General features: G+C 41.1%; 23 protein-coding genes and 4 tRNA genes. 26 read left to right on the top strand and 1 reads right to left on the bottom strand.

The window, feature by feature from the left end; all coding sequences use genetic code 11:
- Positions 1 to 17: 17 nt before the first annotated feature.
- From BMY70_RS25515 to BMY70_RS25440, 16 genes are all read left to right on the top strand, one after another.
- Positions 18 to 3,110: a TAT-variant-translocated molybdopterin oxidoreductase gene (locus BMY70_RS25515; protein WP_090340029.1), complete on the top strand. Its 3,093-nt coding sequence runs from the start codon at positions 18 to 20 to the stop codon at positions 3,108 to 3,110.
- Positions 3,111 to 3,165: 55 nt separating this feature from the next.
- Positions 3,166 to 4,599: an NrfD/PsrC family molybdoenzyme membrane anchor subunit gene (gene nrfD / locus BMY70_RS25510; RefSeq protein ID WP_090340024.1), complete on the top strand. Its 1,434-nt coding sequence runs from the start codon at positions 3,166 to 3,168 to the stop codon at positions 4,597 to 4,599.
- Positions 4,600 to 4,648: 49 nt separating this feature from the next.
- Positions 4,649 to 5,179, top strand: coding sequence for a DUF3341 domain-containing protein (locus BMY70_RS25505; protein WP_090340019.1), 531 nt, complete (start codon positions 4,649 to 4,651; stop codon positions 5,177 to 5,179).
- Between the two features lie 13 nt (positions 5,180 to 5,192).
- The gene (locus tag BMY70_RS25500) at positions 5,193 to 5,801 is read left to right on the top strand and encodes a c-type cytochrome (protein ID WP_090340012.1); all 609 of its coding nucleotides are present in this window, start codon (positions 5,193 to 5,195) and stop codon (positions 5,799 to 5,801) included.
- A gap of 35 nt (positions 5,802 to 5,836) precedes the next feature.
- On the top strand, positions 5,837 to 7,174 hold the full coding sequence (locus tag BMY70_RS25495) for a quinol:cytochrome C oxidoreductase (RefSeq protein WP_090340007.1): 1,338 nt from the start codon (positions 5,837 to 5,839) through the stop codon (positions 7,172 to 7,174).
- A 21-nt stretch (positions 7,175 to 7,195) separates the two neighbouring features.
- Positions 7,196 to 8,308, top strand: coding sequence for a cytochrome c oxidase subunit II (locus BMY70_RS25490; RefSeq protein WP_090340000.1), 1,113 nt, complete (start codon positions 7,196 to 7,198; stop codon positions 8,306 to 8,308).
- Positions 8,309 to 8,337: 29 nt separating this feature from the next.
- Positions 8,338 to 10,218, top strand: a complete 1,881-nt coding sequence (locus tag BMY70_RS25485) for a cytochrome c oxidase subunit I (RefSeq protein WP_090339997.1) — start codon at positions 8,338 to 8,340, stop codon at positions 10,216 to 10,218.
- A complete protein-coding gene (locus BMY70_RS25480) occupies positions 10,193 to 11,221 on the top strand; it encodes a COX15/CtaA family protein (RefSeq protein WP_090339993.1) in 1,029 nt (342 codons plus the stop codon). The genes BMY70_RS25485 and BMY70_RS25480 overlap by 26 nt, the downstream gene beginning before the upstream one ends.
- A gap of 20 nt (positions 11,222 to 11,241) precedes the next feature.
- Positions 11,242 to 12,132, top strand: coding sequence for a heme o synthase (cyoE, locus tag BMY70_RS25475; protein WP_090339989.1), 891 nt, complete (start codon positions 11,242 to 11,244; stop codon positions 12,130 to 12,132).
- A gap of 17 nt (positions 12,133 to 12,149) precedes the next feature.
- Positions 12,150 to 12,737 carry a cytochrome c oxidase subunit 3 gene (locus BMY70_RS25470; protein ID WP_090339986.1) on the top strand — a complete coding sequence of 196 codons (588 nt, stop codon included), beginning with the start codon at positions 12,150 to 12,152 and terminating at the stop codon, positions 12,735 to 12,737.
- A gap of 13 nt (positions 12,738 to 12,750) precedes the next feature.
- Positions 12,751 to 13,521 carry a cytochrome c oxidase subunit 3 gene (locus BMY70_RS25465; RefSeq protein WP_090339984.1) on the top strand — a complete coding sequence of 257 codons (771 nt, stop codon included), beginning with the start codon at positions 12,751 to 12,753 and terminating at the stop codon, positions 13,519 to 13,521.
- Between the two features lie 27 nt (positions 13,522 to 13,548).
- Positions 13,549 to 13,878 (top strand): cytochrome C oxidase subunit IV family protein, encoded by a 330-nt coding sequence (locus tag BMY70_RS25460; protein ID WP_090339982.1) that lies wholly within the window; start codon positions 13,549 to 13,551, stop codon positions 13,876 to 13,878.
- Between the two features lie 12 nt (positions 13,879 to 13,890).
- A complete protein-coding gene (locus BMY70_RS25455) occupies positions 13,891 to 14,535 on the top strand; it encodes an SCO family protein (RefSeq protein WP_090339979.1) in 645 nt (214 codons plus the stop codon).
- Positions 14,536 to 14,546: 11 nt separating this feature from the next.
- A complete protein-coding gene (locus BMY70_RS25450) occupies positions 14,547 to 15,086 on the top strand; it encodes a DUF420 domain-containing protein (protein ID WP_090339977.1) in 540 nt (179 codons plus the stop codon).
- Positions 15,083 to 15,370, top strand: coding sequence for a CAMCR motif-containing small membrane protein (locus BMY70_RS25445; protein WP_090339975.1), 288 nt, complete (start codon positions 15,083 to 15,085; stop codon positions 15,368 to 15,370). Before BMY70_RS25450 ends, BMY70_RS25445 begins: the two co-directional genes overlap by 4 nt.
- 161 nt (positions 15,371 to 15,531) lie before the next feature.
- A complete protein-coding gene (locus BMY70_RS25440) occupies positions 15,532 to 18,057 on the top strand; it encodes a glycosyl hydrolase (RefSeq protein WP_090340811.1) in 2,526 nt (841 codons plus the stop codon).
- Positions 18,058 to 18,128: 71 nt separating this feature from the next.
- Here BMY70_RS25440 and murI read toward each other — a convergent pair whose 3' ends face one another.
- A complete protein-coding gene (murI, locus tag BMY70_RS25435) occupies positions 18,129 to 18,938 on the bottom strand; it encodes a glutamate racemase (RefSeq protein ID WP_090339972.1) in 810 nt (269 codons plus the stop codon).
- Between the two features lie 252 nt (positions 18,939 to 19,190).
- Between murI and BMY70_RS25430 the strand changes: the two genes are divergently transcribed.
- The 10 genes from BMY70_RS25430 to nusG all read left to right on the top strand — a co-directional run bounded on the left by BMY70_RS25430 (position 19,191) and on the right by nusG (position 24,764).
- Positions 19,191 to 19,781 carry an RNA polymerase sigma factor gene (locus tag BMY70_RS25430; protein WP_090339970.1) on the top strand — a complete coding sequence of 197 codons (591 nt, stop codon included), beginning with the start codon at positions 19,191 to 19,193 and terminating at the stop codon, positions 19,779 to 19,781.
- Positions 19,762 to 20,562, top strand: coding sequence for a hypothetical protein (locus BMY70_RS25425; protein ID WP_090339967.1), 801 nt, complete (start codon positions 19,762 to 19,764; stop codon positions 20,560 to 20,562). Before BMY70_RS25430 ends, BMY70_RS25425 begins: the two co-directional genes overlap by 20 nt.
- Positions 20,563 to 20,581: 19 nt before the next feature.
- The gene (locus tag BMY70_RS25420; protein ID WP_090339964.1) at positions 20,582 to 21,694 is read left to right on the top strand and encodes a porin family protein; all 1,113 of its coding nucleotides are present in this window, start codon (positions 20,582 to 20,584) and stop codon (positions 21,692 to 21,694) included.
- Between the two features lie 165 nt (positions 21,695 to 21,859).
- A tRNA-Tyr gene (locus tag BMY70_RS25415) sits at positions 21,860 to 21,942 on the top strand.
- A gap of 59 nt (positions 21,943 to 22,001) precedes the next feature.
- Positions 22,002 to 22,074 (top strand) — tRNA-Gly (locus BMY70_RS25410).
- A 272-nt stretch (positions 22,075 to 22,346) separates the two neighbouring features.
- Positions 22,347 to 22,418: transfer RNA gene (locus BMY70_RS25405), tRNA-Thr, on the top strand.
- 188 nt (positions 22,419 to 22,606) lie between these two features.
- Entirely contained in the window at positions 22,607 to 23,794 is a 1,188-nt protein-coding gene (gene tuf / locus BMY70_RS25400) for an elongation factor Tu (RefSeq protein ID WP_090339961.1), read from the top strand.
- Between the two features lie 102 nt (positions 23,795 to 23,896).
- A tRNA-Trp gene (locus BMY70_RS25395) sits at positions 23,897 to 23,967 on the top strand.
- 18 nt (positions 23,968 to 23,985) lie between these two features.
- A complete protein-coding gene (secE, locus tag BMY70_RS25390; RefSeq protein ID WP_090340809.1) occupies positions 23,986 to 24,177 on the top strand; it encodes a preprotein translocase subunit SecE in 192 nt (63 codons plus the stop codon).
- Positions 24,178 to 24,209: 32 nt separating this feature from the next.
- Complete coding sequence (nusG, locus tag BMY70_RS25385; RefSeq protein WP_090339958.1) at positions 24,210 to 24,764, top strand: transcription termination/antitermination protein NusG; 555 nt, start codon at positions 24,210 to 24,212, stop codon at positions 24,762 to 24,764.
- The last annotated feature ends 73 nt before the right edge of the window (positions 24,765 to 24,837 follow it).

The following is a 24,837-nucleotide window of genomic DNA, read 5'->3' as shown; positions in this document are numbered from 1 at the left end:
ATTGTATTAACAGTTTTATGGAAAATACTAATAAAAGATATTGGAGAGGGCTTGAAGAGTTGCGTAATGACGAAAAATTCATTAAAAACGCAGGTTCAGAGTTTTCTGATGCACCAACAGAGAATCAATATGAAAGTTTGGTAGACGGAGCGGGTACGCATCGTCGCGATTTCTTGAAAGTTTTAGGGTTTGGTATGGCGGCGGTTTCTTTGGCTGCTTGCGAAACTCCTGTTAAAAAAGCAATTCCTTACGTTAACAAGCCTGAGGGAGAGTTTCCAACGATTGCTAACTGGTACGCTTCTACTTACTCGGAAGGTGGAGATTACGCGAGTATTTTAGTTAAAACGCGTGAAGGCCGTCCTGTTAAAATTGAAGGAAATAGTTTAGCGAAAGATTCTTGCGGTGTAAGTGCACGTGTACATGCATCGTTATTAGGTCTTTATGATAACGAAAAATTAAGAGGTCCTAAGAAAGGTGATGATACAAAAGTTACCTGGGAAGCAATTGACAAAGATATAACAAGTCAACTTTCGCAGATCGCTGCAAAAGGTGGAGCTATTCGTATTGTTTCTTCAACAATACTAAGCCCTTCTACCAAAGCTGTAATTGCTGACTTTACTACAAAATATCCAACAACACGTCACATCGTTTACGATGCGAATTCTTCTTCTGCAATTGTAAAGGGAAATGAGCTTTCATTCGGTAAAGCAGTATTACCATCTTATGATTTCAGCAAAGCGAAAGTGATCGTGGGTATCGACGCAGATTTCCTTGGTACATGGATCGCTCCTGATACTTATTCTCGTCAATATGCGGAAACGCGTATGGTCAGCAGCGCGAAGGATGGTAAAAAGGACATGTCTCGTCACTATCAGTTTGAATCAGTTCTTTCATTGACTGGCTCTAACTCCGATTACCGTTCTGCTGTGAAACCTTCGCAACTAGGATTGGTAGTTTCTTCATTATACAATAAAGTTGCTGCAAAATTAGGCGGTAAGGCAATCGCTACACCTGCTTTTGACGCACCAAATTTAGATAAAGCTGCGTCTGATCTTATTGCAGCAAAAGGCAATGCATTAGTGGTTTCCGGAATCAACGATCCTGCCGTTCAGGTTGTTGTTAACGCACTTAACAATTTGCTAGGAAGTTATTCTTCTACAATTAATCTTGATACGCCTGTTTATTTCCGTCAGGGAAATGACGTCGCTATGAATGAATTTGTTGAGGAAGTAAAAGGTGGAAAGGTTGATGCTGTTATCTTCTATTCTGCTAACCCGGTTTATGATCACCCAAGTGGTGCTGAATTGGCAGCCGCTCTTCCAAAGGTCGCATTGAGCGTTTCGTTTAATGACCGTGCGGATGAGACAGGCGCTTTGGTAAAATATATTGCTCCTGCACCTCATTATCTTGAGTCATGGAACGATGCAGAGCCAAAAGCAGGTTTCTACAGCCTTACTCAGCCTACCATCAGCTTAATTTTCAGCACGCGTCAGGCGCAAGCCAGTTTGTTGAAATGGGCTGGACAACCTTCTGATTTCCACGAATATATTAAAGCATACTGGAGAAAGAATATTTTCACGCAGGGAGACTTCGAGAAATTCTGGATACAGTCACTTCATGATGGTGTTTACGCGAAAGCTGCTCCGTCTGTCGCCGCAGGTGCCACCTTTACAGGTAATGTGGATGAAGCTGCATCTGCTTTGGCTAAAAAATATAAAGCAACTTCAACAGGTATCGAACTTTCAATCTTTGAAAACGTAGGTATCGGTAATGGTGCTGCTGCAAATAACCCATGGTTACAAGAATTCCCTGAGCCGGTAACGAAAGCTTGTTGGGATAACCACGCAAGTATCTCCCAAAAAACAGCCAAAGATTTAGGTGTTGAGCAGGGAGATGTTGTTAAGGTCGATTTCAAAGGAAAATCAATTGATTTACCAGTTATCGTCCAGCCAGGTCAGGCAAATGGAACGGTTGCAGTTGCTATCGGCTACGGTCGTGATAAAGCGGGTAAATCTGCGAATGGTGTTGGTAAGAATGTTTATCCATTGGCAGCTTTTGCTGGTGGCTTCCTATCTTTCGCTCCAGGTGAAGTTACTGTTACAAAAACAGGAGAAACGCGCGAAATTGCTCAAACACAGACACACAACACCGTAATGGGTCGTAAGTCTGTTTTGCAGGAAACAGTTTTGTCTCATTTCCAGAAAGATCCATTGGCCGGTCGTTTCATTCCAAAAATTGAAACTTCGGAAGGACCAGTAGATGCAACAGATCTTTCTCTTTGGAACGGACACCAGTACAAGAACCACTCATGGGGCCTTGTAGTTGATTTGAATACTTGTTTTGGTTGTGGATCTTGTGTGATCAGCTGCCAGGCAGAGAATAATATTCCGGTTGTAGGACGTCAAGAAGTAATCAACAGTCGCGAAATGCACTGGTTACGAATTGACCGTTATTATACAAGTGATGCAGAAGTTGGAGATTACACAGCAATGGAAGTTGCTTCGGAAAATCCGGAAGTAACGTTCCAGCCTATGATGTGTCAGCACTGCAATAATGCACCTTGCGAAACGGTATGTCCGGTATTGGCTACGACCCACAGCTCAGAAGGTTTAAACCAGATGGCTTATAACCGTTGTGTGGGAACTCGTTATTGTGCAAATAACTGTCCTTATAAAGTTCGTCGTTTCAACTGGTTCAAATATTTTGACAATGATAACTTTGATTATCATTTCAATAATGACCTGGGTAAGATGGTTATCAACCCAGAGGTTACAGTACGTTCACGTGGAGTTATTGAAAAATGCTCAATGTGTGTACATTTGATCCAGGAAGCCAAGCTTACTGCTAAAAAGGAAAGAAGACGCGTGGTAGATGGTGATGTTACAGTTGCCTGTGGATCATCTTGCCCTACTAACGCAATTACTTTCGGTGACATGAACGATCCGGAAAGTAAAATATCTAAACTTCTTGCAGTAGAAAGAGAAGGTCGTGCATTCCATATGTTGGAAGAAATTAACGTTCGTCCGCAAGTGTCATATCTTACGAAGGTTAGAAATAAGGATGCAGCACCGATGGCGGAAGCTAAGAAAGAACATAAAGAGCACGCCTGAGTAGTTGATAGTTTTGTATTTGTTTGAAGATTAAATCATTATAAATTACAGTAGTATGCATGTTACTTCACCCGTAAGAGAGCCCCTTATTCAAGGCGGGAAAACGTATGCAGACGTAACGGAAGATATTTGCCGACATGTCGAAGGAAAGCCTACAAAGGAATGGAAAATTGCTTTTGGGATTTCTCTCCTTGTTCTGGCTTATGGAACGTGTTGTCTGGCATGGACCTGGTGGGAAGGTCTGGGCGTGTGGGGATTAAATAAGACAGTAGGTTGGGCCTGGGATATCACCAACTTTGTATGGTGGGTAGGTATTGGTCACGCTGGTACATTGATCTCTGCTATTCTTTTACTTTTCCGTCAGAAATGGAGAACATCCATTAACCGTGCAGCGGAAGCGATGACAATTTTTGCTGTAATTTGTGCCGCATCGTTCATTTTGATGCACATGGGTCGTCCATGGATGGCATATTGGGCGCTACCATTACCTAACGCATTCGGTTCTCTTTGGGTAAACTTCAACTCTCCTCTTGTATGGGACGTTTTTGCGATCAGTACTTACTTCTCAGTATCACTTGTTTTCTGGTATATCGGTTTAATTCCTGATTTAGCTACAATTCGTGACCGTGCAACCAGCAAAGTTTCTCGTTTCATGTATGGAACTTTCGCAATGGGATGGGATGGATCAGCTAAAACATGGTCTCGTTATGAGTACATCAGCTTAATCCTTGCTGGTTTATCAACACCGCTTGTACTTTCAGTGCATACAATTGTAAGTATGGACTTTGCTACCTCGGTAATTCCTGGATGGCATACAACAATCTTTCCTCCGTATTTCGTAGCTGGTGCGATTTTCTCTGGATTTGCCATGGTGCAAAACCTTATGTTGATCACTCGTGTAGTTTACAAGCTGGAAGATTATATCACGCTTGAACATATTGAAACAATGAATAAGGTAATCACGCTTACCGGTTCGGTTGTTGGGGTTGCTTATATCACTGAGTTCTTTATTGCATGGTACTCCGGAGTAGAGTATGAAGCATATGCATTTATCAACCGTGCTACCGGACCTTACTGGTGGGCGTACTGGGCGATGATGACTTGTAACGTAATCTCTCCACAGTTGTTCTGGTCTCGCAAATTACGTCGCAGCATTACTTTTACATTCTTTATCTCTGTTATTGTAAACATCGGTATGTGGTTCGAGCGTTTCGTAATTATTGTTACGTCTCTTCACCGTGACTACGTACCTTCCAGCTGGACAATGTTCTCCCCTACTCGTTATGATATTGGTGATTACATTTTCTCATTCGGTTTGTTCTTTACACTGTTCCTGCTTTTCTCTAAATATTTACCAGTTGTGAATATGGCCGAAGTTAAAGCTGTAATCAGATCAACTTCCGCTCAACTTCCTAAGAAAATTGCCGGAGTTGCGAAAGTCAGACAACGTGAAGCTGCTTCACCGCTATTTAACAAGGATATCGAATAAGTAAAAAATCGCTTCGGGCGAAAGAACAATATTTAATAATAGTATAAATATGGCAGAATTATCTGGTAAATATTTAGTTGGAGTCTACGACGATGACGATACTGTATTACATGCAGTACCAAAATTGAGAAAGGCTGGGGTTAAAATACAGGAAGTGTATTCACCATTCCCTATCCATGGATTGGATGATGCTTTAGGCCACCCTCGTACAAGAATCGGGATTGCTGCATTTATGTTCGGTGTTACCGGATGTTGCGTGGCTTTAACCCTTATGATCTGGACTATGGGTATTGACTGGCCAATGATTGTAGGTGGTAAAGATTCAATTTCTCTGCCAAACTATATTCCTATTACATTTGAGTTAACCGTACTTTTCACAGCATTTGGTATGGTTATCACGTTTTTTATCTCGAATGGACTAGGGCCCGGTACACATTTCCATGAAAGATTTGACGTTCGCGCAACGGACAATAAATTTGTAATGGCAATCAACTTGGGTAGAAATTCAATGAGTGAAGATGAGATTTCCCGTGCACTGAGAGACAGCGGTGCAGAAGAGGTTAACATCAAACAATTTTAATGTGCTTGGATCGATGAAATTGAAAAGTTTATATAAGTATTCAATAGCCTTTGCTATTATTCTGATTGCAGCAGTTAGTTGTAAGCGTGATCCTAGCAACCCTGGTAAAGAATATGCTCCGAATATGTACTTGCCTGTAGGCTACGAACCATACAGACAAGAAAAAGCGAACCCTATCAACCCAATGGGATTGACAATGCGTTTGCCGGTTGAAGGAACTGTTGCGCGCCGTAACTATAAGACATCATTTGGTGACAGTGACTCAGCTCAGGTTGACCTCATGGTTTACAATATTCCGGCAGACAGTATATCTATCTCAGAAAGAGTTCTGAAAAATCCGGTTCCTCTTAATGAAAAAACAATGGCTGAAGGTAAAGTCTTATTTGAAAGATATTGCCAGCATTGCCATGGAGCAACAGGAGCCGGAGATGGTAAGGTAGCTGCTATTTACAAAGGGGTTCCTAACTACGCAAGTGATGCTTACAAGAACCTTAATGAAGGACATATTTTCCACGTTATTACCTATGGTAAAGCGCGTATGTGGCCTCATGGTTCCCAAATTAATCCTGAGGAGCGCTGGAAAATTGTACATTATGTACAAAAGCTGCAAAAAGGAGCATAGTCTATTTTTGATAACTGAGAAATAATATTTGAATAATGGCATCAGCACATTCGATTCCTTCTATTGAAGAACGGTTTGAATTCACTTCGGGAGCTAAAAGAAACCTGATAATTGGAGGCGCAATTGGTGCGGCTCTGGTTGTAGTGGGTGTTTATTTGGCAGCTACCGGTGGAGGTGGACATCATGAAGCAGAAGCAGCACATGGTGCAGTGAATGCTATAACGGGTCACGCCGCAGCTGGACATGAAGCAGGTCATGCTGAACATCATGTTAGCTGGTTGACACGTATTTGGGCAAACCTTTGGGTGAACGCAGTATATTTTACTGGGATTTCTGTGGTAGGTATGTTTTTTATATCATATAACTATCTTGCTCAGGCGGGATGGTCAGCAGTATTTAAAAGAGTACCGGAAGCAATGCCTGCATTTTTGCCAGTTACTGGTATTGTAATGTTGGTTGTGTTTTTCCTTGGCGGTCATGATTTATTTCACTGGACGCATAGTGAGGTATATGAAGTTGGTGGACCGGAGTATGACGAAGTTCTTGCCGGGAAAAGTGGGTATTTGAACACTCCTTTCTTTGTGGGAAGAATGATATTTTACTTTGTTGCATGGTATTTCATGTGGAGAAAGATCCGTCAGTTCTCATTGGAAGAAGATCAAATCGGAGGAACAGAATTATATGATAAATCAATACGTTTAGGAACAGCATTTCTTGTAGTATTTGGAGTGACATCTTCTACATCTGCCTGGGACTTTGTAATGTCAGTAGATCCTCACTGGTTTAGTACAATGTTTGGATGGTACACATTGGCAAGCTGGCACGTTGCAGGTTTGGCAGTTATCACACTTACTGTCGTGATGTTGAGAGAAAGAGGTTATTTGAAAGCGGTTAATTCAAGCCATCTTCGTGATCTTGGTAAATTTGTTTTCGCATTCAGTATTTTCTGGACTTATGTTTGGTTTGCTCAGTTTCTTTTGATTTACTATGCCAACCAGCCGGAAGAAATTATTTATTTCATAGAACGTTTTAGAGGACACGGAAGCATTTTTAAAGCTCCATTCTTTATCACCTTATTCCTTAATTTCTTCTTGCCATTCCTGGTATTGATGACAAGAGATTCTAAGTTTACGCATTCGATTCTGAAAGTTGCTTGCTGGAGTGTAATTTTAGGCCATTATATGGATTTTTACACGAACATCATGCCAGGTAGTGCTGGAAATACAGCGGGGTTTGGCCCGTTAGAATGGGGATTCTTCATTGTCTTCATTTGTGGATTTGTTTGGTCAATGGCGACTCAATTGGAAAAGGCAAACTTGATTCCAAAGCACCATCCTATGTTGGAAGAGTCATTGCATCACGATATCGCATAATTTGCTTAACCCGTTATTATCATGTATTTTATCATCGCATTAGTTGCCTTAGTTTTTGTGGTTCTCACGGTTATCGTGGTATCCCGGCTACAAGATGTTCTTAAAAGTGTAAAAAAACCTGAGTCGGCTGACGAAGCTCCTTCGGGAAACAGTTGGAATGGCGCAATGTTTATTGTGATCATTATTGCTGCGGCTGTCGGTACTACATGGTCTTACATGCATGCCCGTGAACATTTTCTTCCGATTGCATCGTCGGTGCATGGAAGAAGGACCGACGATTTGTTCTGGTTCTCAATGGGTGTGCTTACGATTCCATTCATCTTCGTTAACTTCTTGATTTTCTTTTTCTCCTGGAAGTATCAATATAAAAAAGGAAACAAGGCTTCTTTTTATCCTGATAACCACAAGTTGGAGTTAATCTGGACAATCATTCCTGCAATTGTAATGGCTATGCTGGTCTTTACGGGCTGGAAGGCATGGTCTGATATTACATCTGATGCTCCTGCTGACGCAGAAGTTATTGAAATCACTGGTAAACAATTTAACTGGATTGTACGTTACGGCGGTGTGAATGATAACAAGCTTGGGAACTATAATTATAAATTGATTGATGCTCAAAACGAAGTTGGAATTGACTTGTCAGACGAAAATTCATTCGATGACTTTTTAAATCCTACAGAGATGCACATTCCGGTAGGACGTCCGGTTCTTTTAAAAATTCGTGCACGTGACGTTTTGCACAGTGTATTTATCCCACACATGCGTGTGAAGATGGATGCCGTTCCAGGTATGCCGACCAAGTTCTGGTTTGTTCCGGATAAGACAACTGCGGATATGCGCGCTGAAACCGGTAACCCAAATTTTAAATACGAGATCGCTTGTACAGAAGTTTGCGGACAAGGTCACTTCTCAATGAAAATTAATCTGGTTGTTGAAGACGAGGCGTCATATAAGAAATGGTGTGCAGAACAATCAACATTTCTTCAGACATACCCGGAATATCTTGCGAAAGTCCCGGACAATTTGAAAGCAAAGGCAATGAAAGGATTGCCAGCTGATACAGCAACTCCTGCTGATACTGCAAAAACAGCTTCGACAGGTGGAGGAATTGGAACAACTGCGGCTCTTCGCTAATTTTATTACTTTAAATTCAAAACAAGCATATGTCAGCTATTGAAGGATTGGACACCGCTGGACACCACGAGGAACATGCGCACCATCACGAGCCACAAAGCTTTTGGCAGAAATACGTATTTAGTGAAGATCACAAGGTAATTGCTAAACAGTACCTGATAACTGGTATCATGTGGGCAGTTATCGGAATTTCCATGTCAGTTATTTTCCGTATCCAGTTGGGTATGCCGGATTCTAACCTGTCTTGGTTGAAACCTATATTAGGTGCCTGGATCAGTGACTCCGGAAAATTGGATCCTAATTTTTACCTGGCGTTGGTTACAATGCACGGTACCATCATGGTATTCTTTGTACTGACAGCAGGTTTAAGTGGAACTTTCAGTAACTTCCTTATACCACTACAGATTGGTGCGCGTGATATGGCATCAGGATTTATGAACATGTTATCTTACTGGTTCTTCTTCCTGGCCAGTGTAGTCATGTTTGCATCTTTGTTCCTGCAAACGGGGCCTGCTGCGGGTGGATGGGTAATTTATCCACCATTAAGTGCATTGCCGCAAGCGCATCAAGGTTCAGGAATGGGTATGACGCTTTGGTTGGCTAGTATGGCTTTCTTTATCGTATCTCAGCTTTTAGGTGGTATCAATTACATCACAACTGTAATTAACCTTCGTACACGCGGTATGTCATTTGATCGTCTTCCTTTGACAATCTGGGCATTCCTTATTACAGCTGTCCTTGGACTTATTTCATTCCCGGTTCTTTTATCATCAGTATTGCTTTTGATCTTTGACCGTCATTTTGGAACAAGCTTTTACCTGTCAGAAATTTATATCAATGGCGAAGCATTACCTAATGTAGGTGGTAGTCCGATATTATTCCAGCACTTATTCTGGTTCCTTGGTCACCCAGAGGTGTACATTGTACTTCTTCCAGGTCTTGGAATTACTTCTGAGGTTATCGCAACAAATGCACGTAAGCCGATCTTTGGATACCGCGCGATGATTGCTTCTATGCTTGGTATCGCATTCCTTGCCTTTATTGTATGGGCCCACCATATGTTCGTAACAGGTATGAATCCGTTCCTTGGATCTGTATTTATGTTCCTTACCTTGATCATTGCAGTTCCTTCTGCGGTGAAAGGATTTAACTACATCACTACGCTCTGGAAAGGTAACATCGTATTTACGCCGGCTATGCTGTTTGCGATTGGTATGGTGTCATTGTTCGTTTCCGGTGGTTTGACTGGTATTATTCTGGGTAACAGTGCGCTTGATATTCAACTTCACGATACATATTTCGTAGTTGCTCACTTTCACCTTGTAATGGGTGCTGCATCAGCGTTTGGCTTATTTGCCGGAGTCTACCACTGGTTCCCTAAAATGTTTGGAAAAATGATGAACAATACGTTGGGTCAGATCCATTTCTGGTTCTCATTCATTGGTATTTATCTTGTCTTTATTCCAATGCACTATGTAGGTATCGCTGGTTTCCCACGTCGTTACTACCAGTTTACAAGTTATGATTTCACGCACAAGTTTATGGACATGAATATGTTCATCACCGTCGCTGCGATTTTATCGTTCCTTGCACAGTTCATATTCCTTTATAATTTCTTCGTGAACATTTTCAAAGGCAAAACGGCTCCGAAAAATCCATGGAGATCGAACACCTTGGAATGGACTACACCAATCGTTCCTGGTCATGGTAACTGGGAAGGTGAGATTCCTGCCGTGTACCGTTGGTCATATGATTATAGCAAGCCTGGTGCAAAAGAGGATTTCATACCTCAAAATATTCCTTATTCTCAGACCTTGGAATCTAATTTCCCACATGAGAATGAGTTGATTGCCACAGAAAAAGAGATTGAGGCTCAAAATTTTAATGACCAATTTAACACAGCTCATTGATTCACGTGTCAATCGTCGGTTCCGGCGGTTGACACTGAATACTGTCATTACACTCTACATCCTGATTATGGTTGGTGGGGTTGTGAGAAGTACAGGCGCTGGCATGGGTTGTCCCGATTGGCCAAAATGCTTTGGTAGCTGGATACCTCCAACAGAGGTTTCGCAGCTACCATTAAATTATAAGGAAATCTACGGAGCTAAACTGAAAGGAGAAGTAATATTTAATCCGGTTAAAACCTGGATTGAATATGTAAACAGACTTTTCGGGGCTTTTACTGGGATAATGATCTTCGTAACGCTGCTTTCTTCAATTCCTTATTTAAAATCGAATAGAAAAAGCTTATTCGTTTATAGTTTATTAGCTTTTATTCTGGTGGGGTTGCAGGGGTGGCTTGGCTCAAAAGTAGTTTCTTCTGAACTGCATCCTGTGATGATTACAGTCCATATGCTTTTGGCGATCGTGATTGTATTCATATTGATTTACCTTTTTATCAGAGCCTCTTATTCAGAGGAAAGAGATGGTAAACTGATCAGTAATAAGAGTCTTATAAATAAGTTGAGTTTCCTAGTCCTGACATTGTCACTGATCCAGATTCTAATAGGCACACAGGTTCGGGAAATGATGGATGAAGCGATTCGTGCGCTTGGCTATGAAGGCCGTTCCGAATGGGTTAGTGAGCTGGGGATTCCGTTTTATATTCATCGTTCGTTTTCGATATTGGTTCTTGCTGCGAATATATTTTGGATAAATAAAACAGATCATTCGATTGCCGGAGGATCTAGAATCAAGCAGATGGGGAAAGGATGCCTGGCGATTTTAGGCTTGGAGATTTTTACAGGAATTATAATGGCTTATTTCGGCGTTCCTGCATTTGCTCAACCTGTACACCTTACGTTAGCCGTCATAATGATTGGATTGCAGTTCATGATGTGGTTGCTAATGAATGCGGATCGCTTTTCCTGGCATAAAGAAATAGTTAAACTGAGAGAAGATTTAGTGTAGACTGGAAATTGAGTAAAGTAATGACATCAGCAGAGGAAAGCTTAGGTTTTAGTAAAGTTGGAGATAAGGTAAAAGCCCTATTTGAATTATTAAAATTCAGACTGGCATCATTGATTGCTTTTTCAGGTGCGATGGGATATTGTCTTGGCGCTTCAGATGTTAGCTGGATAAAGATGGTTCTTTTCTGTATTGCTTCAATAGGTATTACCGGAGCTGCAAATATTATTAACCAGATTCTTGAAAAGGATTTGGATAAAATGATGAAAAGAACGCAAAATCGTCCGCTACCAAGTGGAAGGATTTCAGTGGAGCAGGCGATTGTCTGGGCAGTCTTTTTGGGTATTTCGTCGCTTTTCATATTCGTAGTTTATTTTAATATGATTAGTGCATTGCTGGCGCTTCTTTCGCTGGTATTGTATGGATTTGTATATACACCACTTAAACGCGTCGGTCCTGTTGCGGTTTTTGTAGGTGCGTTTCCAGGAGCATTTCCTCCGATGATCGGATGGGTTGCAGCGACAAATCATTTTGGATTAGAGCCTGGTATTTTGTTCGCGATCCAGTTCTTCTGGCAGTTCCCTCATTTTTGGGCAATTGCTTGGGTTTTGGATGACGACTATAAACGTGCTGGTTTTAAATTATTACCAGCCAATGGTTTGAAAGATGCGGACACAACCATGCAGATTATGATTTACACGTTGTTTTTGTTGCCAGTAGGTTGGTTGCCTTATAAACTGGGAATGACTGGAATTAACTCAGCTTTTATAGCAACTGTCTTCGGGGTATTGTTCCTTGCTCAGACGTTTCATTTGATGCGAAAGTGTACGGATAAAACAGCACGGCAGCTTATGTTCGGTTCTTTCATATATTTGCCTATTGTTCAGATTGCGTTTTTGTTGGATAAATTGTGATATAGTAATTTAGTGAAATGGAAAACATTCAACATTTGAAAGTAGATAAGGAGCCTCAGGCTACGCTTTCTATGGACCCGATGAAATTCATTCTTTGGTTGTTCGTGGTCAGTATTATAATGCTTTTTGCATCGCAGACCAGTGCTTATCTTGTACGGAGAGCAGAAGGTAACTGGCTCGAATTTGAGATGCCAAAGATTTTTTGGTACAGTACAGGTGTGCTGCTGGTAAGTAGCCTTGCCATGCAGACCGCTTATTTCGCTGCAAAAAAAGATGATTTCAGATTATTGAAAATAGCAATTTCTATTACTTTTGTACTTGGTCTGACGTTTCTGTGGATGCAGTTTGAGGGATGGAAACAGCTGGTGGCAATGAATGTCTATTTCGTTGGTAACCCTTCCGGTTCGTTTTTTTACGTATTTACAGGACTTCATGGTTTCCATATTATTAGTGGTATCATTGTTTTAATTTATGCATGGATTGCTGTTTTCAAGCAGAAAGTGCATGCCAAGAATTTACGACAGATACAGATTTGTGCTACTTACTGGCATTTTTTAGATTTACTCTGGTTATACCTTTTTGTTTTTTTATTGACTTTTAATTGATAATTTTTCACCAATGGCTGCACATGTAACAACACCAGGCACGGTAGAACCCAAAATGTGGATGGGCGGAATCGAGCCGATGAAAGCAAGTTACGGGAAATTGATGATGTGGTTTTTCCTCATCTCAGATACGTTCACATTTTCTGCATTACTTGTAGCATATGGGACGCAACGTTTTAGTTTCCCTTCCTATGTTGGAGATGCTGCGAATTTCACCTTCTCAAACATGTACTGGCCTATTCCTGAAAAGGTTTACGAAGCAGTGCCATTTTTGCACGGAATTTCTTTGCCATTGGTTTTTGTCGGCATCATGACCTTTATTCTTATCGCAAGTAGTGTTACGATGGTACTTGCTGTGGAAGCTGGGCACCGTATGGACCGTGCAAATGTTGAGAAATATATGCTTTGGACTATTCTTGGTGGCTTTACTTTCCTTGGATGCCAGGCTTGGGAGTGGGCTCACTTTATCCATGGGACAGACTCGGGTACTGTGATGAAAGTTATCGAAAATGGAACTTGGGTTGAGAAATTAGTCCACGGCGCAAACCTCACTGAAAATCAATATGGACCTCCTGCTTTTGCAGATTTCTTTTTCTTCATCACAGGTTTCCACGGAACGCACGTATTTAGTGGTGTTATTTTGAATATCCTTATCTTCTTCCGTTCAGCGACTGGTTTCTATGACAAACGCGGAAGTTATGAAATGGTTGAGAAAGTTGGTCTTTACTGGCACTTTGTAGACCTCGTTTGGGTATTTGTATTTACATTCTTTTATCTGGTTTAATCGTAGACCTCTTTAATTCTAAATCACATGGCAGAAGTACATCATATACACGAACAGGATCCGAACGCAGGTGCGGAACAGCGTAAAGCTATCTGGAAAACTTTCTGGATTCTGCTTGTTCTGACAGCACTAGAGTTCCTTATTGCATTCACTGTACCCCACGGGACTTTGAAAGTTACAATTTTCATTGTGATGACGATTGTAAAAGCATTTTATATCGTAGGTGAATTTATGCACCTTAAGCATGAAACCAAGTCGCTGATTTGGTCTATCATCGTTCCGGTTATTTTCGTAGCCTGGCTGATTCTTGCACTTCTTCTGGAAGGTAATGCTATTTTTGAAGCCATTTTTAAGTAGAGGCTATTCGTTATGATAAACTTCCGTAAAGCCGGATTACTAATATTAACATTAGTAATTCCGGCTTTGGTTTTTGTGTTCCTTAAGTTATTCGCAACAAATCACTACGATTTGCCCTATTACCACCCGCAGGTCACATCAACTGGTGAAATAGTAAGGAGCGACGGTGATACCGTATTTTATCAGCTGCCAGAAATTACTTTGAAGAATACCAACGGAAAGCCTTTCGTTGAGCAATTCAAAAATGGCAAGATCACTGTGGTGAACTTCCTGCCACAGGAATGTGATGACAGCTGTAAAATCGTATTGGGGCAGATAGAAAGAGTTTCTGCTTTGACCGAAACTATACCAAATCTTCAATTGATAACTCTTGCGGAAAATTGGGATGGTAAGAAGGCGAATTATCCATCCTTAATGGACTCAAATAGCTGGCTAGTCCTTACGGGGCCGACGGCGGAGATTGAAGGTATCTGTAAAAGGGTTTTGAAAATGGAAACAAAAGTGCCGAAAGCTAAAACCAATTCCCTTGAATCTAAGTTAGTATTAGTAGATACAAAAGGTCAGATCAGAGGATATTATAATTTATCTGATTTGGAAGAAACGGATAGATTGATGGGTGAAATTAAAATTTTGGATTACGAGAAAAAATCAAATTAATACGAATTGTTATGGCAACTGTATTGGTTGAAGAGAATAAGAAATACCGGAAAATAATTAATGTCCTTGCCATAGCAATCCCGGTTGCAGTGGCCGTGCTGATCGGTATCAGGCAGAAGATTGATTTGGGCTCATGGACGAAAGTTTTACCGCATGTCATTGGTATGTTGAATACAGCGACAGCGATTTTACTTCTTATGGGCTTTTATTTTATAAAAACTAATAACAGAAATCTGCACCGGCTGATGATGACATTTGCCTTTATCCTCGGTGCAATATTTCTGGTTTGTTATATCCTTTATCATATTTCAAATGAATCGACGCCGTTTGGAGGTTCGGGCTTTATCAGGCCGATCTACTATTTTTTATTGATTTCACATATCTTGTTATCAATTGTCGTCGTTTGGTTTGTATTAAGAGCTGTTTATTTTGGTTATAGTAACCAGCTGGCAGAACATCGTAAAGCCGTAAAATGGGCATTTCCGATTTGGCTTTATGTGAGTGTAAGCGGTGTAATTGTTTATTTATTGATAAGTCCCTATTACGTATGAAAAAGTTTCTGGCGATTTGTGGGTTTGTAATTGCATTCTTAGTGTTAACGGTTCCTTCTACAATGGCGCAATGTGCAATGTGCAGAGGAAGTGTTGAAAGTTCTATGGGAAATGGAAGAAATAATGTGGGGGTAGGGCTGAACACAGGTATCGTTTACCTTTTTCTAATGCCCTACATATTAGTTGCCGTAATTGGATACATGTGGTACAGAAGCAGCAAGAAAAATCAGCAGGAACGTCAGTTTGTCACGGCCCGTGTTCAGCAGGCTTTGCATCACAAATAATATTTGAGGATTTAATTGAGGCGAAATCAACTATTGGTTTCGCCTTTTTTATTTTAAAGATATCGTAGAAGAAAACCGGTTGAAGATGTTTTTAAAATAAATTGACTTTGTAGGTGTAGAAAGCCCTGATGGAGTCTTTACAAGAAAAAACAGTTTTAGTAATGCGATCAATTGCCATTTTTATAATACTTCTTTTTTGTTTGTCCAGTCAGGCGCAGACTGTTTCAACTTCAAAACCCTGGACTTACTGGTGGTGGATGGGAAGTGCCGTTACGCAGGAGGATATTACTGTACAACTCGAAGGTTTCGCAAAAGCGGGTTTAGGAGGCGTTCATATCATTCCGATTTATGGCGTGAAGGGATACGAAAATGATTTCGTTCCTTTTCTGACAGACCATTGGTTAAAGGTTATGGAACACACGGTCAGCGAGGGAAAACGATTGGGACTTGGAGTTGATATGACAACCGGAACTGGCTGGCCTTTTGGCGGGCCGAATGTAACGAAGCAGATGGCAGCTAAAAACATTTCTTTTAAAGATGGTAAGTGGACGATTTTACCGACAAAGCAAGAGGTGAAACGTGCAGCACCAGGTGGTGAAGGATTAGTTTTTGACCCTTTCCATCCGACAGCGATGGCCGATTATCTGGTACGTTTTGATTCTGCTTTTGTACATGCAAAAGAATTGCCCCGCGCGATGTACATGGACTCTTATGAAGCATATGGAGCGAACTGGACAGATGATTTTTTGAAAGAATTTAAAAAGCGCAGGGGGTATGATCTGCAAAATGAGCCAACACTTTTGACTGATACGACAGGAAAGTCAGAATCTGTTTTAGTCAAAATAGATTATCACCAGACTTTATCGGAACTTCTTCGGGAGCGTTACGCGCACGAATGGACGAAATGGAGTAAGGAAAAAGGATTTCTGACGCGATATCAGGCGCATGGATCTCCGGGGAATTTACTGGATCTTTATGATGAGGCGGATATTCCGGAGACCGAATCATTCGGCACAAGCCGATTTGCAATTCCTGGACTGAGAATCGATTCGGATTATTCGATCAAACAATTTGGTACGCCGAATCCTCTTGCAATGAAATTTGCTTCTTCTGCGGCACATTTTTCTGGTAAAAAGTTAGTGAGTTCGGAAACAGGTACCTGGCTTGCGAATCATTTTAAAGTTTCTTTGTCTCAGGTAAAGCCGCAAATTGATGAATTATTTACGGGTGGAATAAATCATATTTTCTACCACGGGACAACTTATTCGCCGGTAAAGGAAACCTATCCGGGCTGGCTATTCTATGCATCAACCAACTTTGGGCCGGCTTCACATTTTGCTGAGCACTTTTCATTATTAAATCAATACGTAGAGCGTTGTCAGAAACTGTTACAGGAAAGTCAGCCGGATAATGATATCCTGGTTTATTTCCCTATTCATGATCTCTGGTCGACACCCGCAAAATCAGGTGGAGGAGTTCATTTGCTGGAAGTGCATCATGTGGACCGCTGGTTGTTACAGTTACCTTTTGGACAACTCACTACGAAATTGTGGAAGGAAGGATACGCTTTTGATTATGTTTCAGACAGACAGTTGTCAAGATTATCTGCTTTAAAGAGTGGAGAAGTGTCGTCAGGAAAATCAACCTATAAAACGATTATAGTCCCGCCCTCAAAGTATATGCCTGACGAAACATTAAATGAGCTGACCCGGCTGGCAAGATTAGGCGCTAACATTATTTTCGCAGAACATTTGCCAACAAATGTTACTGGCTATCATTTAAACGTCCCACGGCAGAAGGAATTCTTAACAAAACTTAATGACCTGAAAGCGAAAAACGCGGGTGTTATCGTGTCAAAGGATTGGCTGGCAGCCTTGCAAAAGCATGGAGTTGTCAAGGAGCAATGGGCCAGGCAGGGATTGACTTTTATCAGAAAGAAATCGGCTGATAAGTCTCTTTACTTTATCACTAATCTGGGGGATACATTCAAAGAAGGGTGGATTCATGCCGGTAAATTAGGTATGGACATTGAGCGATATGATCCTTTGACAAATGAATCTGTCCCGATGTCCAGACGTACTGAGAAAGGAGAAAGTCAGGTTTTTTTAAAGTTACTTCCGGGAGAATCCTGTTTTTTGAGAAGCTCTGTAAAAAAGGCCGAAAGTCCGTTTATTTCAAAAGCTGAAAAGCAACTAGTGATTGATGGAGCATGGAATATTGAGTTTTTGAAAGGGAAACCATCACTGCCCGCTTCCGGAAAATTAATCAAAGCGGGGTCATGGGTTTCATTATCTGATACGGCCCGGTATTTTTCCGGAACTGCCAGATATTCTCTGGACTTCGACGTCACTGAGGAATTGCTGTCATCCAACTCAATTATTCTGGATTTAGGAGATGTTCGTGAGGTTGCTGCGGTGAAGCTTAATGGAAAAGAAATTGGAACGGCGTGGTCTATTCCCTTTCAGTTAAAACTAATGCCGGACATACTAAAAGAAAAGGGAAATAAAATCGAGATTGAAGTAACAAACCTTTCAGCTAATTACATGCGCCTGCGCGACAGGCAGGCTCCTGAGTGGAAGAAATTTTATGATATCAATATTGTTGATATAACATATAAAAAATTCAATGCAGATAACTGGGAGCCGATGCCATCCGGCTTGCTGGGACCGATTCGTTTGTTATACTAATTTTTTTCGCCACGAATACACTAATATTCGCAAATCTTCTTCGTGAACATTAGTGTATTCGTGGCAGACAATTATTCCCACAAAGGATAATGTTCAAGTTGGATTTGCTGACCGAAAAATATGTTTGTGGACTGCTCGAAAGAAAGTGTGTAGTCAGAAACATAGAACTGGCGTTTCCCCGTACCCTTTTCGTTGACCAGATAATGTTGTTCAAGCCAGGCACGTAACGAGTGCGCAACAATTTCAGACGTATCTAAAATCTCCACATCATTTTCGTAATATTTACTGATCTGGTTTTTGATAAGGGGATAATGCGTACAGCCTAGAATCAGTGCCTCAATGCCATCTAACGTTGGGTCTGACAAATAACTGTCAATTATGCTTTCGCTGATATTATTATCAAAAAAACCTTCTTCAATCATGGGCGCCAATAAAGGTGTTGCCAGCGATTTTAGATGGACATTTTTGTTTAGAGCATCCACTTTCTTTTTGTAAACATTGGATAAAACAGTCTGTTTTGTTCCAATAAGCCCTATTGTTTTTCCGTCATAATGCTCTTTGATGTAGTCGACGACAGGATCGATGACATTTAATACCTTGGCTTTACTGCCGACATATTCACGAACGAGTTCGAAAGATGCCGCGGAAGCGGAGTTGCAGGCGATTAATATAAGTTTGCAATTTTGCTGTAAAAGCATGTTACAGATCTTGATCGAATAAGCCTGAATGGATGCTGTTGACTTATCGCCGTAAGGCAAATGAGCGGTATCTCCAAAATAAATGGTATTTTCATTTGGTAGCAGGCGTGTGACCGCACTCGCGACAGTCATGCCGCCAATGCCGCTGTCAAATATGCCAATAGGCGCTGAAGAATCGAACATGGTAATCGGGAATAATTAGCAAATCAGCTATAAAACTAAATGAAGCTTTGTGATTTTTTCCAGTAACATGCCAAATATATTTAAATAACAATTTTTCTAGTGTATGAATTTATTTAAAACGTTGATATATAGCTAGTTGTGACCGGTAAGTATTTACTGAAATTATCAGGAATGAAATATTAAAAAAAAACATCATGTTCCATGCAACCTCGTCGCCAGGCTTTTGCATCTTACTGGTGAAACAACATTAGAATGGGTCGAATTTTATCATTTTTCAACCAGGAAGCACAACTGATCAAAGCACTCCGGCAAGAAGACGCCAGAGCGCAGAGACAGGTGTATGAAAAGTATGGCCCGCGCATGCTGGGGGTATGCTTTCGTTACCTGGGTGATGAAATGACCGCAGAAGATGTAATGGTGGAAGGTTTCCTGAAAGTGTTTGGTAAAATTGACCAGTTCAACAGCGAGGGCAGTTTCGAGGGGTGGATCAGGAGAATTATGGTTAATGAAGCGTTAGGACTTTTACGGAAGAGAAAGCAAATGCCTGAGGATATTTTATCTGACGAGGCTGCAAATATCCCGGATTACAATTACGCTGACCAGAATATCGAAACCCAGGAGTTGTTAAATCTGATCGAACAGTTGCCGGTTGGCTATCGCACTGTTTTTAATTTATACGCGATTGAAGGCTATGCGCATAGCGAAATTGCAGAATTGTTAGGAATTACAGAGAGTACTTCAAAATCCCAGCTTCACCGGGCACGTGCCTTATTGCAAAAGATGGTTGGAGCATGGGAAAATGATTTCAAAAAAAAACTGAATTATGAAAAAGCATCCGGTTGATGATCTTTTCCAGAAGAGACTTGCGTCATTGGAGAAAAAACCTTCTGAATTAGCCTGGAAACGAATTCGAGAAGGACAAAAAACGAAATCGCGGCGAATGGTGGCGTGGGTGTGGTATGCGGCGGCGAGCGTTGTTCTGACATTGCTTACAGGTTATCTTGTATGGCAGGGCCAAAATGATATTTCATCTCCGGTGCCAGGCAGTTCTGAAATCGCCAAGGTTGAACAAATAATTCCGAAGAAAGATCTGCCCGGAGATTCCATTTCTGTTAAAGACAAAGGTCTGTTGGGACAAGAATTGAAAATTTCGTCGCCGGCAGAACAACCCTCTTTGGCAAAACAGGAAGTCAAAACGGAAGCTCCGCTAACAAAACCAAATTTGGAACGTCGGGTTGAAATTGACAAGATTGAACGCCCTGCTCAGGTTCAGGTTGCTAAAATTGAGCCTGTAAAGACGGAAGAATTAAAGGTTGAAAAAACAGAAATACTTCAGTCAGTTGCTCCTGATAAGGTCATGCCAAATACGGTTGAGATGGCGCGCAGAGAAGAAAAAAGGCCAGATCGTACGATTATTGTGGAGGTTGAGGAGCCTGTAAGTGAAGGTAAAGACAAATCTAAGTCCCGTTTGTCACGGGTTTTTCGTCAGCTTAAAAATGTAAGGGAGGCGGAACCTGTTGATTGGGATGATGTTGGATTTAATCCTAAAAGTATAATTGCAAGAGCAGATGACCGAACTAATGATGATGAAAAAATATCAGGAAAACGTGAAAGAAAGAATTAATCGGTAACCCTATTATGTCATGAAAATTAAAATCATCTTAGTAATTGCTATGCTGCTGTCACTGACAGAATTATCGGCAAATAATAATGTGCCTTCTTCTATCAGAAAAATATCCAAAAATGATTCGATTATCGTAAGGTTTGGTAATAAAACCAGAATGGTTATTTACGGAGAGAATAAGAGAGAATTGGAGAAAATCCTGAAATATGATTTGAACGCTTTGCTCAAGGACCTGAAAATCCGTTTGGACAGCACACAACAGGATACGACGTTAATAGTAGAGGAGTTCAGCGGTGATGACTATCTGAAAAATAAGCCGGATTTGGGAGACGACAAAAATTATGTGCGGATTGGAAAGCGTGGGGGCCTGCGTATACGGAACGGAAATACGAAAGTTGAGATTGAAAGCGGTAGCGTGGAAGTGAATGACGGCGAGGATGGTAATTTCGCCAGAATAGGGCAAACGGCAAAATCTTATGTTCCAAGCTGGGGCTCAAGCCCGCGGAAAGGTTTTAATATTGCTTTGGGTCTGAATACCTATGGAAGTAATACGCCTTTAAATACGATGGCAGGCACGTCGGTTGAAATGCCTGATTTAAAACCTTTTGGTTCAAGATATATTAGTCTCGGATATATCGCATCTACAACGGTTGCAAGAGGTCAGAAAGCAAGACTCAGCTTTGATTTTGGAATAGATTTTTCCTGGTACAACCTGATGTTTGAGGGCAATAATAAAATTGTCAGAAATCAGGACATGATAAATTTTGAACCATTGCTGAATGATGAGCAAAATGAGATAAGCTTAGAGAAAAATAAATACGTGCTTCCATTTGTAAATCTGTCGCTCATGCCCACATTAAGCTTTCGTCGATCATTCATATCTCACATCACAGCCGGTGTTTATGGCGGCTACCGCCTGGGTAGCTATTCAAAGATTGTCGAAAGGGAGAGCGACGACAAAACTTTTGACCGACGTAACTTTTTCGCTAATGATGTCAGGTATGGCTTGGGCTTTGAACTAGGCATCCGAAGATTTCCTGATTTGTTCGTGAACTACGATTTGAACGACCTCTACAAGAAAAATCATGGGCCTTCCGTAAAAATGTTAAGTTTTGGAATAAAATTATTTTAAGTATAACCTATTGATTTAGTGTCTGCTAGATTTTTATTTCTAACAGACACTAAATTTTTTTAAAAATATTTTTCCAAATAAGTTGCAGCGTATTGAAAAAGGACATAATTTTGCAGCTCCAAAAGTGAGACAAGAGGTTTTCACGGTTGTGTTGAAATGTTGAAAGGGGGTGTACCAGAGTGGCCAAATGGGGCAGACTGTAAATCTGCTGGTGTATGCCTACGGTGGTTCGAATCCATCCGCCCCCACAGTTAGTGTCAAGGTTTTCTTTATGATTTACCAGAATAAAGAAAGGCACAAAACAAATGCGGAAGTAGCTCAGCTGGTAGAGCGATAGCCTTCCAAGCTATAGGTCGCGAGTTCGAACCTCGTCTTCCGCTCAATTAAGGCACCGTCAAGCGATCAGCGAAAAACATTCATTTTGAAGCCCTTTCGCTGGTCGCTTTTGGCTGTGGTTTAAACTGAGATTAATTTCTCACGCGAATGTGCTGAACGTGGCATTTCGAAAAATTGAAATTTTGCTGTTGTAGCTCAGGGACGGTCCGCCGCGCGGTAGAGCACTTTCTTGGTAAGGAAGAGGTCAGGGGTTGTCCGAGTTGATCAGCAACTAGATTGAAATGCTGAACGTGGCATTTAGAAAAATTGAAATTTTGCTGTTGTAGCTCAGGGGTAGAGCACTTCCTTGGTAAGGAAGAGGTCAGGGGTTCAAATCCCCTCAATAGCTCGGAAGAATATTTAAAAATATTCTGAAACTTAAAGTGGCTTGAAAACGGGTCTGGTTTAAGTGAAGATTTTGATCCTTGCATTTAGTTTAATTGGTTTTGAAGGGCTTGGTAAATGTAAGCTAAAAGGGATCAATCAATAGTGTTTAATAAATTCGTAATAAATTCAAATTTTAAGCGTACTTAGGACATGGCAAAAGAGACGTTTGACCGCTCGAAACCCCACGTGAATATTGGTACTATCGGGCACGTTGACCACGGTAAAACTACCCTTACTGCTGCTATCACAACTGTGTTAGCGAAAAAGGGTTTAGCAGTACTTCGTGATTTCTCATCAATTGATAACGCACCTGAAGAGAAAGAACGTGGTATCACAATTAATACATCGCACGTAGAATACGCAACAGCAAACCGTCACTATGCACACGTTGACTGTCCAGGTCACGCGGATTACGTGAAAAACATGGTTACTGGTGCTGCTCAGATGGATGGAGCTATCATTGTAGTTGCTGCAACTGATGGACCTATGCCACAAACTCGTGAGCACATTCTTTTGGCTCGTCAGGTAGGTGTTCCTCAACTAGTAGTATTCATGAACAAAGTGGATATGGTTGATGATCCGGAATTACTTGAACTTGTTGAAATGGAAATTCGTGAGCTTCTTAGCTTCTACGATTACGATGGAGACAACATTCCAGTTATCCAGGGTTCTGCTTTGGGTGGATTGAATGGCGAAGACAAATGGGTTAAAACAATCGAAGAATTGATGGACGCTGTTGATAGCTACATTCCAATTCCTCCACGTATGACTGATCTTCCTTTCCTTATGCCTGTTGAAGACGTATTCTCGATCACTGGTCGTGGTACTGTTGCAACTGGTCGTATTGAACGTGGAGTAATCAACTCTGGTGAGCCTGTTGATATCTTGGGTATGGGTGCTGAAGGTCTTAAATCAACTGTAACAGGTGTTGAGATGTTCCGTAAAATCCTTGACCGTGGAGAAGCTGGTGATAACGTAGGTCTGTTGCTTCGTGGTATTAACAAAGAAGATATCCGTCGTGGTATGGTTATTTGTAAGCCAGGTTCAGTAAAACCTCACGCTGCTTTCAAAGGCGAAGTTTACGTACTTTCGAAAGAAGAAGGTGGACGTCACACTCCATTCTTTAACAAATACCGTCCTCAGTTTTACTTCCGTACTACGGACGTAACTGGCGAGATTTCTCTACCAGCAGGTGTTGAAATGGTTATGCCAGGTGATAACATCACAATTGAAGTGAAATTGATCAACAAAATTGCTATGGAAAAAGGTCTTCGTTTCGCGATTCGTGAAGGTGGACGTACCGTAGGTGCTGGTCAGGTAACTGAGATTCTTGACTAATTCAAGATAAATTTAAAAAACAAGTGCGTTTCTTATGAAATGCACTTGTTTTTTATAAAAAAAGTGTATCTTTGCAGCCCGAAACATTGGTTCGCACGGAATACGGGTGTAGTTCAAGGGTAGAATAGCGGTCTCCAAAACCGTTGATGGGAGTTCGAATCTCTCCACCCGTGCATAAGCAAAAAGCAAAAATGGATAAATTTACTTCGTTTCTAAAAGCATCTTGGGAAGAAATGACCGAGCATGTTACGTGGCCTCCCTTTAACGAGCTTCAGGCGAACACAACATTAGTGCTTGTTGGATCCCTTATTTTTGCCTTTGTGGTTGGAATAATGGACTTTGTCTTTGAAAACGCACTCAGGCTGTTTTATCAGTCTTTCTAAGGTATTTTTTTTAGCGACACCCCCTGAATGGTATGAGTGGATTAAATTGGTTTGTATTACGTGCTGTGTCGGGACAAGAGAAAAAAATCAAGTCCTACATTGAGAATGAAATCACACGGCAGAAGCTCACAGAATTCGTTCCGCAGATTCTTATTCCTTCTGAGAAGATATACGAAATGCGTAACGGTAAGAAGAGGGTTAGGGAAAAGAACTTTTTTCCGGGATACATTATCATTTCCGCTGATCTTTCAAAAGGAGAAGTATTACATATTATAACAAGTATTCCCGGAGTAATCGGTTTTTTAGGAAACGCAGAAGGGAATTCAAAAGTACCGGTGCCTTTGCGCCAGTCAGAAATTAACCGGATTTTGGGTAGAGTTGACGAAGCAGAGCACCACGAAGAAGCACCAAATATGTCTTTCATGAAAGGCGAAACCGTAAAGGTTGTCGATGGACCGTTCAGCGGATTTATCGGATTGGTGGAAGAAGTATTCGATGAGAAGAAAAAACTCAATGTAGTTGTAAAAATATTCGGGCGTAATACACCCGTTGAATTAAGTTACGCACAAGTAGAAAAGGATAATTGATTAAGAGAACGGGCAGGGTAAGCTTCCACTTGCATGTAAGCCGTTTAATTGATCAGTGAACCGAACAAATTCC

Source organism: Dyadobacter koreensis, from assembly GCF_900108855.1.
GTDB lineage: Bacteria > Bacteroidota > Bacteroidia > Cytophagales > Spirosomataceae > Dyadobacter > Dyadobacter koreensis.
The sequence above is the reverse complement of the archived record's forward strand: the minus strand, read 5'-3'. Positions and strand labels throughout refer to the sequence as shown.

What these genes read in the sequence shown, in the direction of transcription:
- murI (WP_090339972.1), bottom strand. Translation starts at nt 18,938, where the DNA reads ATGTTCGATTCTTCAGCGCCTATTGGCATATTTGACAGCGGCATTGGC.
- nusG (WP_090339958.1), top strand. Translation starts at nt 24,210, where the DNA reads ATGAGTGGATTAAATTGGTTTGTATTACGTGCTGTGTCGGGACAAGAG.
- BMY70_RS25505 (WP_090340019.1), top strand. Translation starts at nt 4,649, where the DNA reads ATGGCAGAATTATCTGGTAAATATTTAGTTGGAGTCTACGACGATGAC.
- BMY70_RS25455 (WP_090339979.1), top strand. Translation starts at nt 13,891, where the DNA reads ATGATAAACTTCCGTAAAGCCGGATTACTAATATTAACATTAGTAATT.
- BMY70_RS25430 (WP_090339970.1), top strand. Translation starts at nt 19,191, where the DNA reads ATGGGTCGAATTTTATCATTTTTCAACCAGGAAGCACAACTGATCAAA.
- BMY70_RS25420 (WP_090339964.1), top strand. Translation starts at nt 20,582, where the DNA reads ATGAAAATTAAAATCATCTTAGTAATTGCTATGCTGCTGTCACTGACA.
- BMY70_RS25425 (WP_090339967.1), top strand. Translation starts at nt 19,762, where the DNA reads ATGAAAAAGCATCCGGTTGATGATCTTTTCCAGAAGAGACTTGCGTCA.
- BMY70_RS25450 (WP_090339977.1), top strand. Translation starts at nt 14,547, where the DNA reads ATGGCAACTGTATTGGTTGAAGAGAATAAGAAATACCGGAAAATAATT.
- BMY70_RS25460 (WP_090339982.1), top strand. Translation starts at nt 13,549, where the DNA reads ATGGCAGAAGTACATCATATACACGAACAGGATCCGAACGCAGGTGCG.
- nrfD (WP_090340024.1), top strand. Translation starts at nt 3,166, where the DNA reads ATGCATGTTACTTCACCCGTAAGAGAGCCCCTTATTCAAGGCGGGAAA.
- BMY70_RS25490 (WP_090340000.1), top strand. Translation starts at nt 7,196, where the DNA reads ATGTATTTTATCATCGCATTAGTTGCCTTAGTTTTTGTGGTTCTCACG.
- BMY70_RS25485 (WP_090339997.1), top strand. Translation starts at nt 8,338, where the DNA reads ATGTCAGCTATTGAAGGATTGGACACCGCTGGACACCACGAGGAACAT.
- BMY70_RS25470 (WP_090339986.1), top strand. Translation starts at nt 12,150, where the DNA reads ATGGAAAACATTCAACATTTGAAAGTAGATAAGGAGCCTCAGGCTACG.
- BMY70_RS25440 (WP_090340811.1), top strand. Translation starts at nt 15,532, where the DNA reads ATGCGATCAATTGCCATTTTTATAATACTTCTTTTTTGTTTGTCCAGT.
- BMY70_RS25465 (WP_090339984.1), top strand. Translation starts at nt 12,751, where the DNA reads ATGGCTGCACATGTAACAACACCAGGCACGGTAGAACCCAAAATGTGG.
- BMY70_RS25445 (WP_090339975.1), top strand. Translation starts at nt 15,083, where the DNA reads ATGAAAAAGTTTCTGGCGATTTGTGGGTTTGTAATTGCATTCTTAGTG.
- BMY70_RS25515 (WP_090340029.1), top strand. Translation starts at nt 18, where the DNA reads ATGGAAAATACTAATAAAAGATATTGGAGAGGGCTTGAAGAGTTGCGT.
- BMY70_RS25480 (WP_090339993.1), top strand. Translation starts at nt 10,193, where the DNA reads ATGACCAATTTAACACAGCTCATTGATTCACGTGTCAATCGTCGGTTC.
- tuf (WP_090339961.1), top strand. Translation starts at nt 22,607, where the DNA reads ATGGCAAAAGAGACGTTTGACCGCTCGAAACCCCACGTGAATATTGGT.
- cyoE (WP_090339989.1), top strand. Translation starts at nt 11,242, where the DNA reads ATGACATCAGCAGAGGAAAGCTTAGGTTTTAGTAAAGTTGGAGATAAG.
- secE (WP_090340809.1), top strand. Translation starts at nt 23,986, where the DNA reads ATGGATAAATTTACTTCGTTTCTAAAAGCATCTTGGGAAGAAATGACC.
- BMY70_RS25495 (WP_090340007.1), top strand. Translation starts at nt 5,837, where the DNA reads ATGGCATCAGCACATTCGATTCCTTCTATTGAAGAACGGTTTGAATTC.
- BMY70_RS25500 (WP_090340012.1), top strand. Translation starts at nt 5,193, where the DNA reads ATGAAATTGAAAAGTTTATATAAGTATTCAATAGCCTTTGCTATTATT.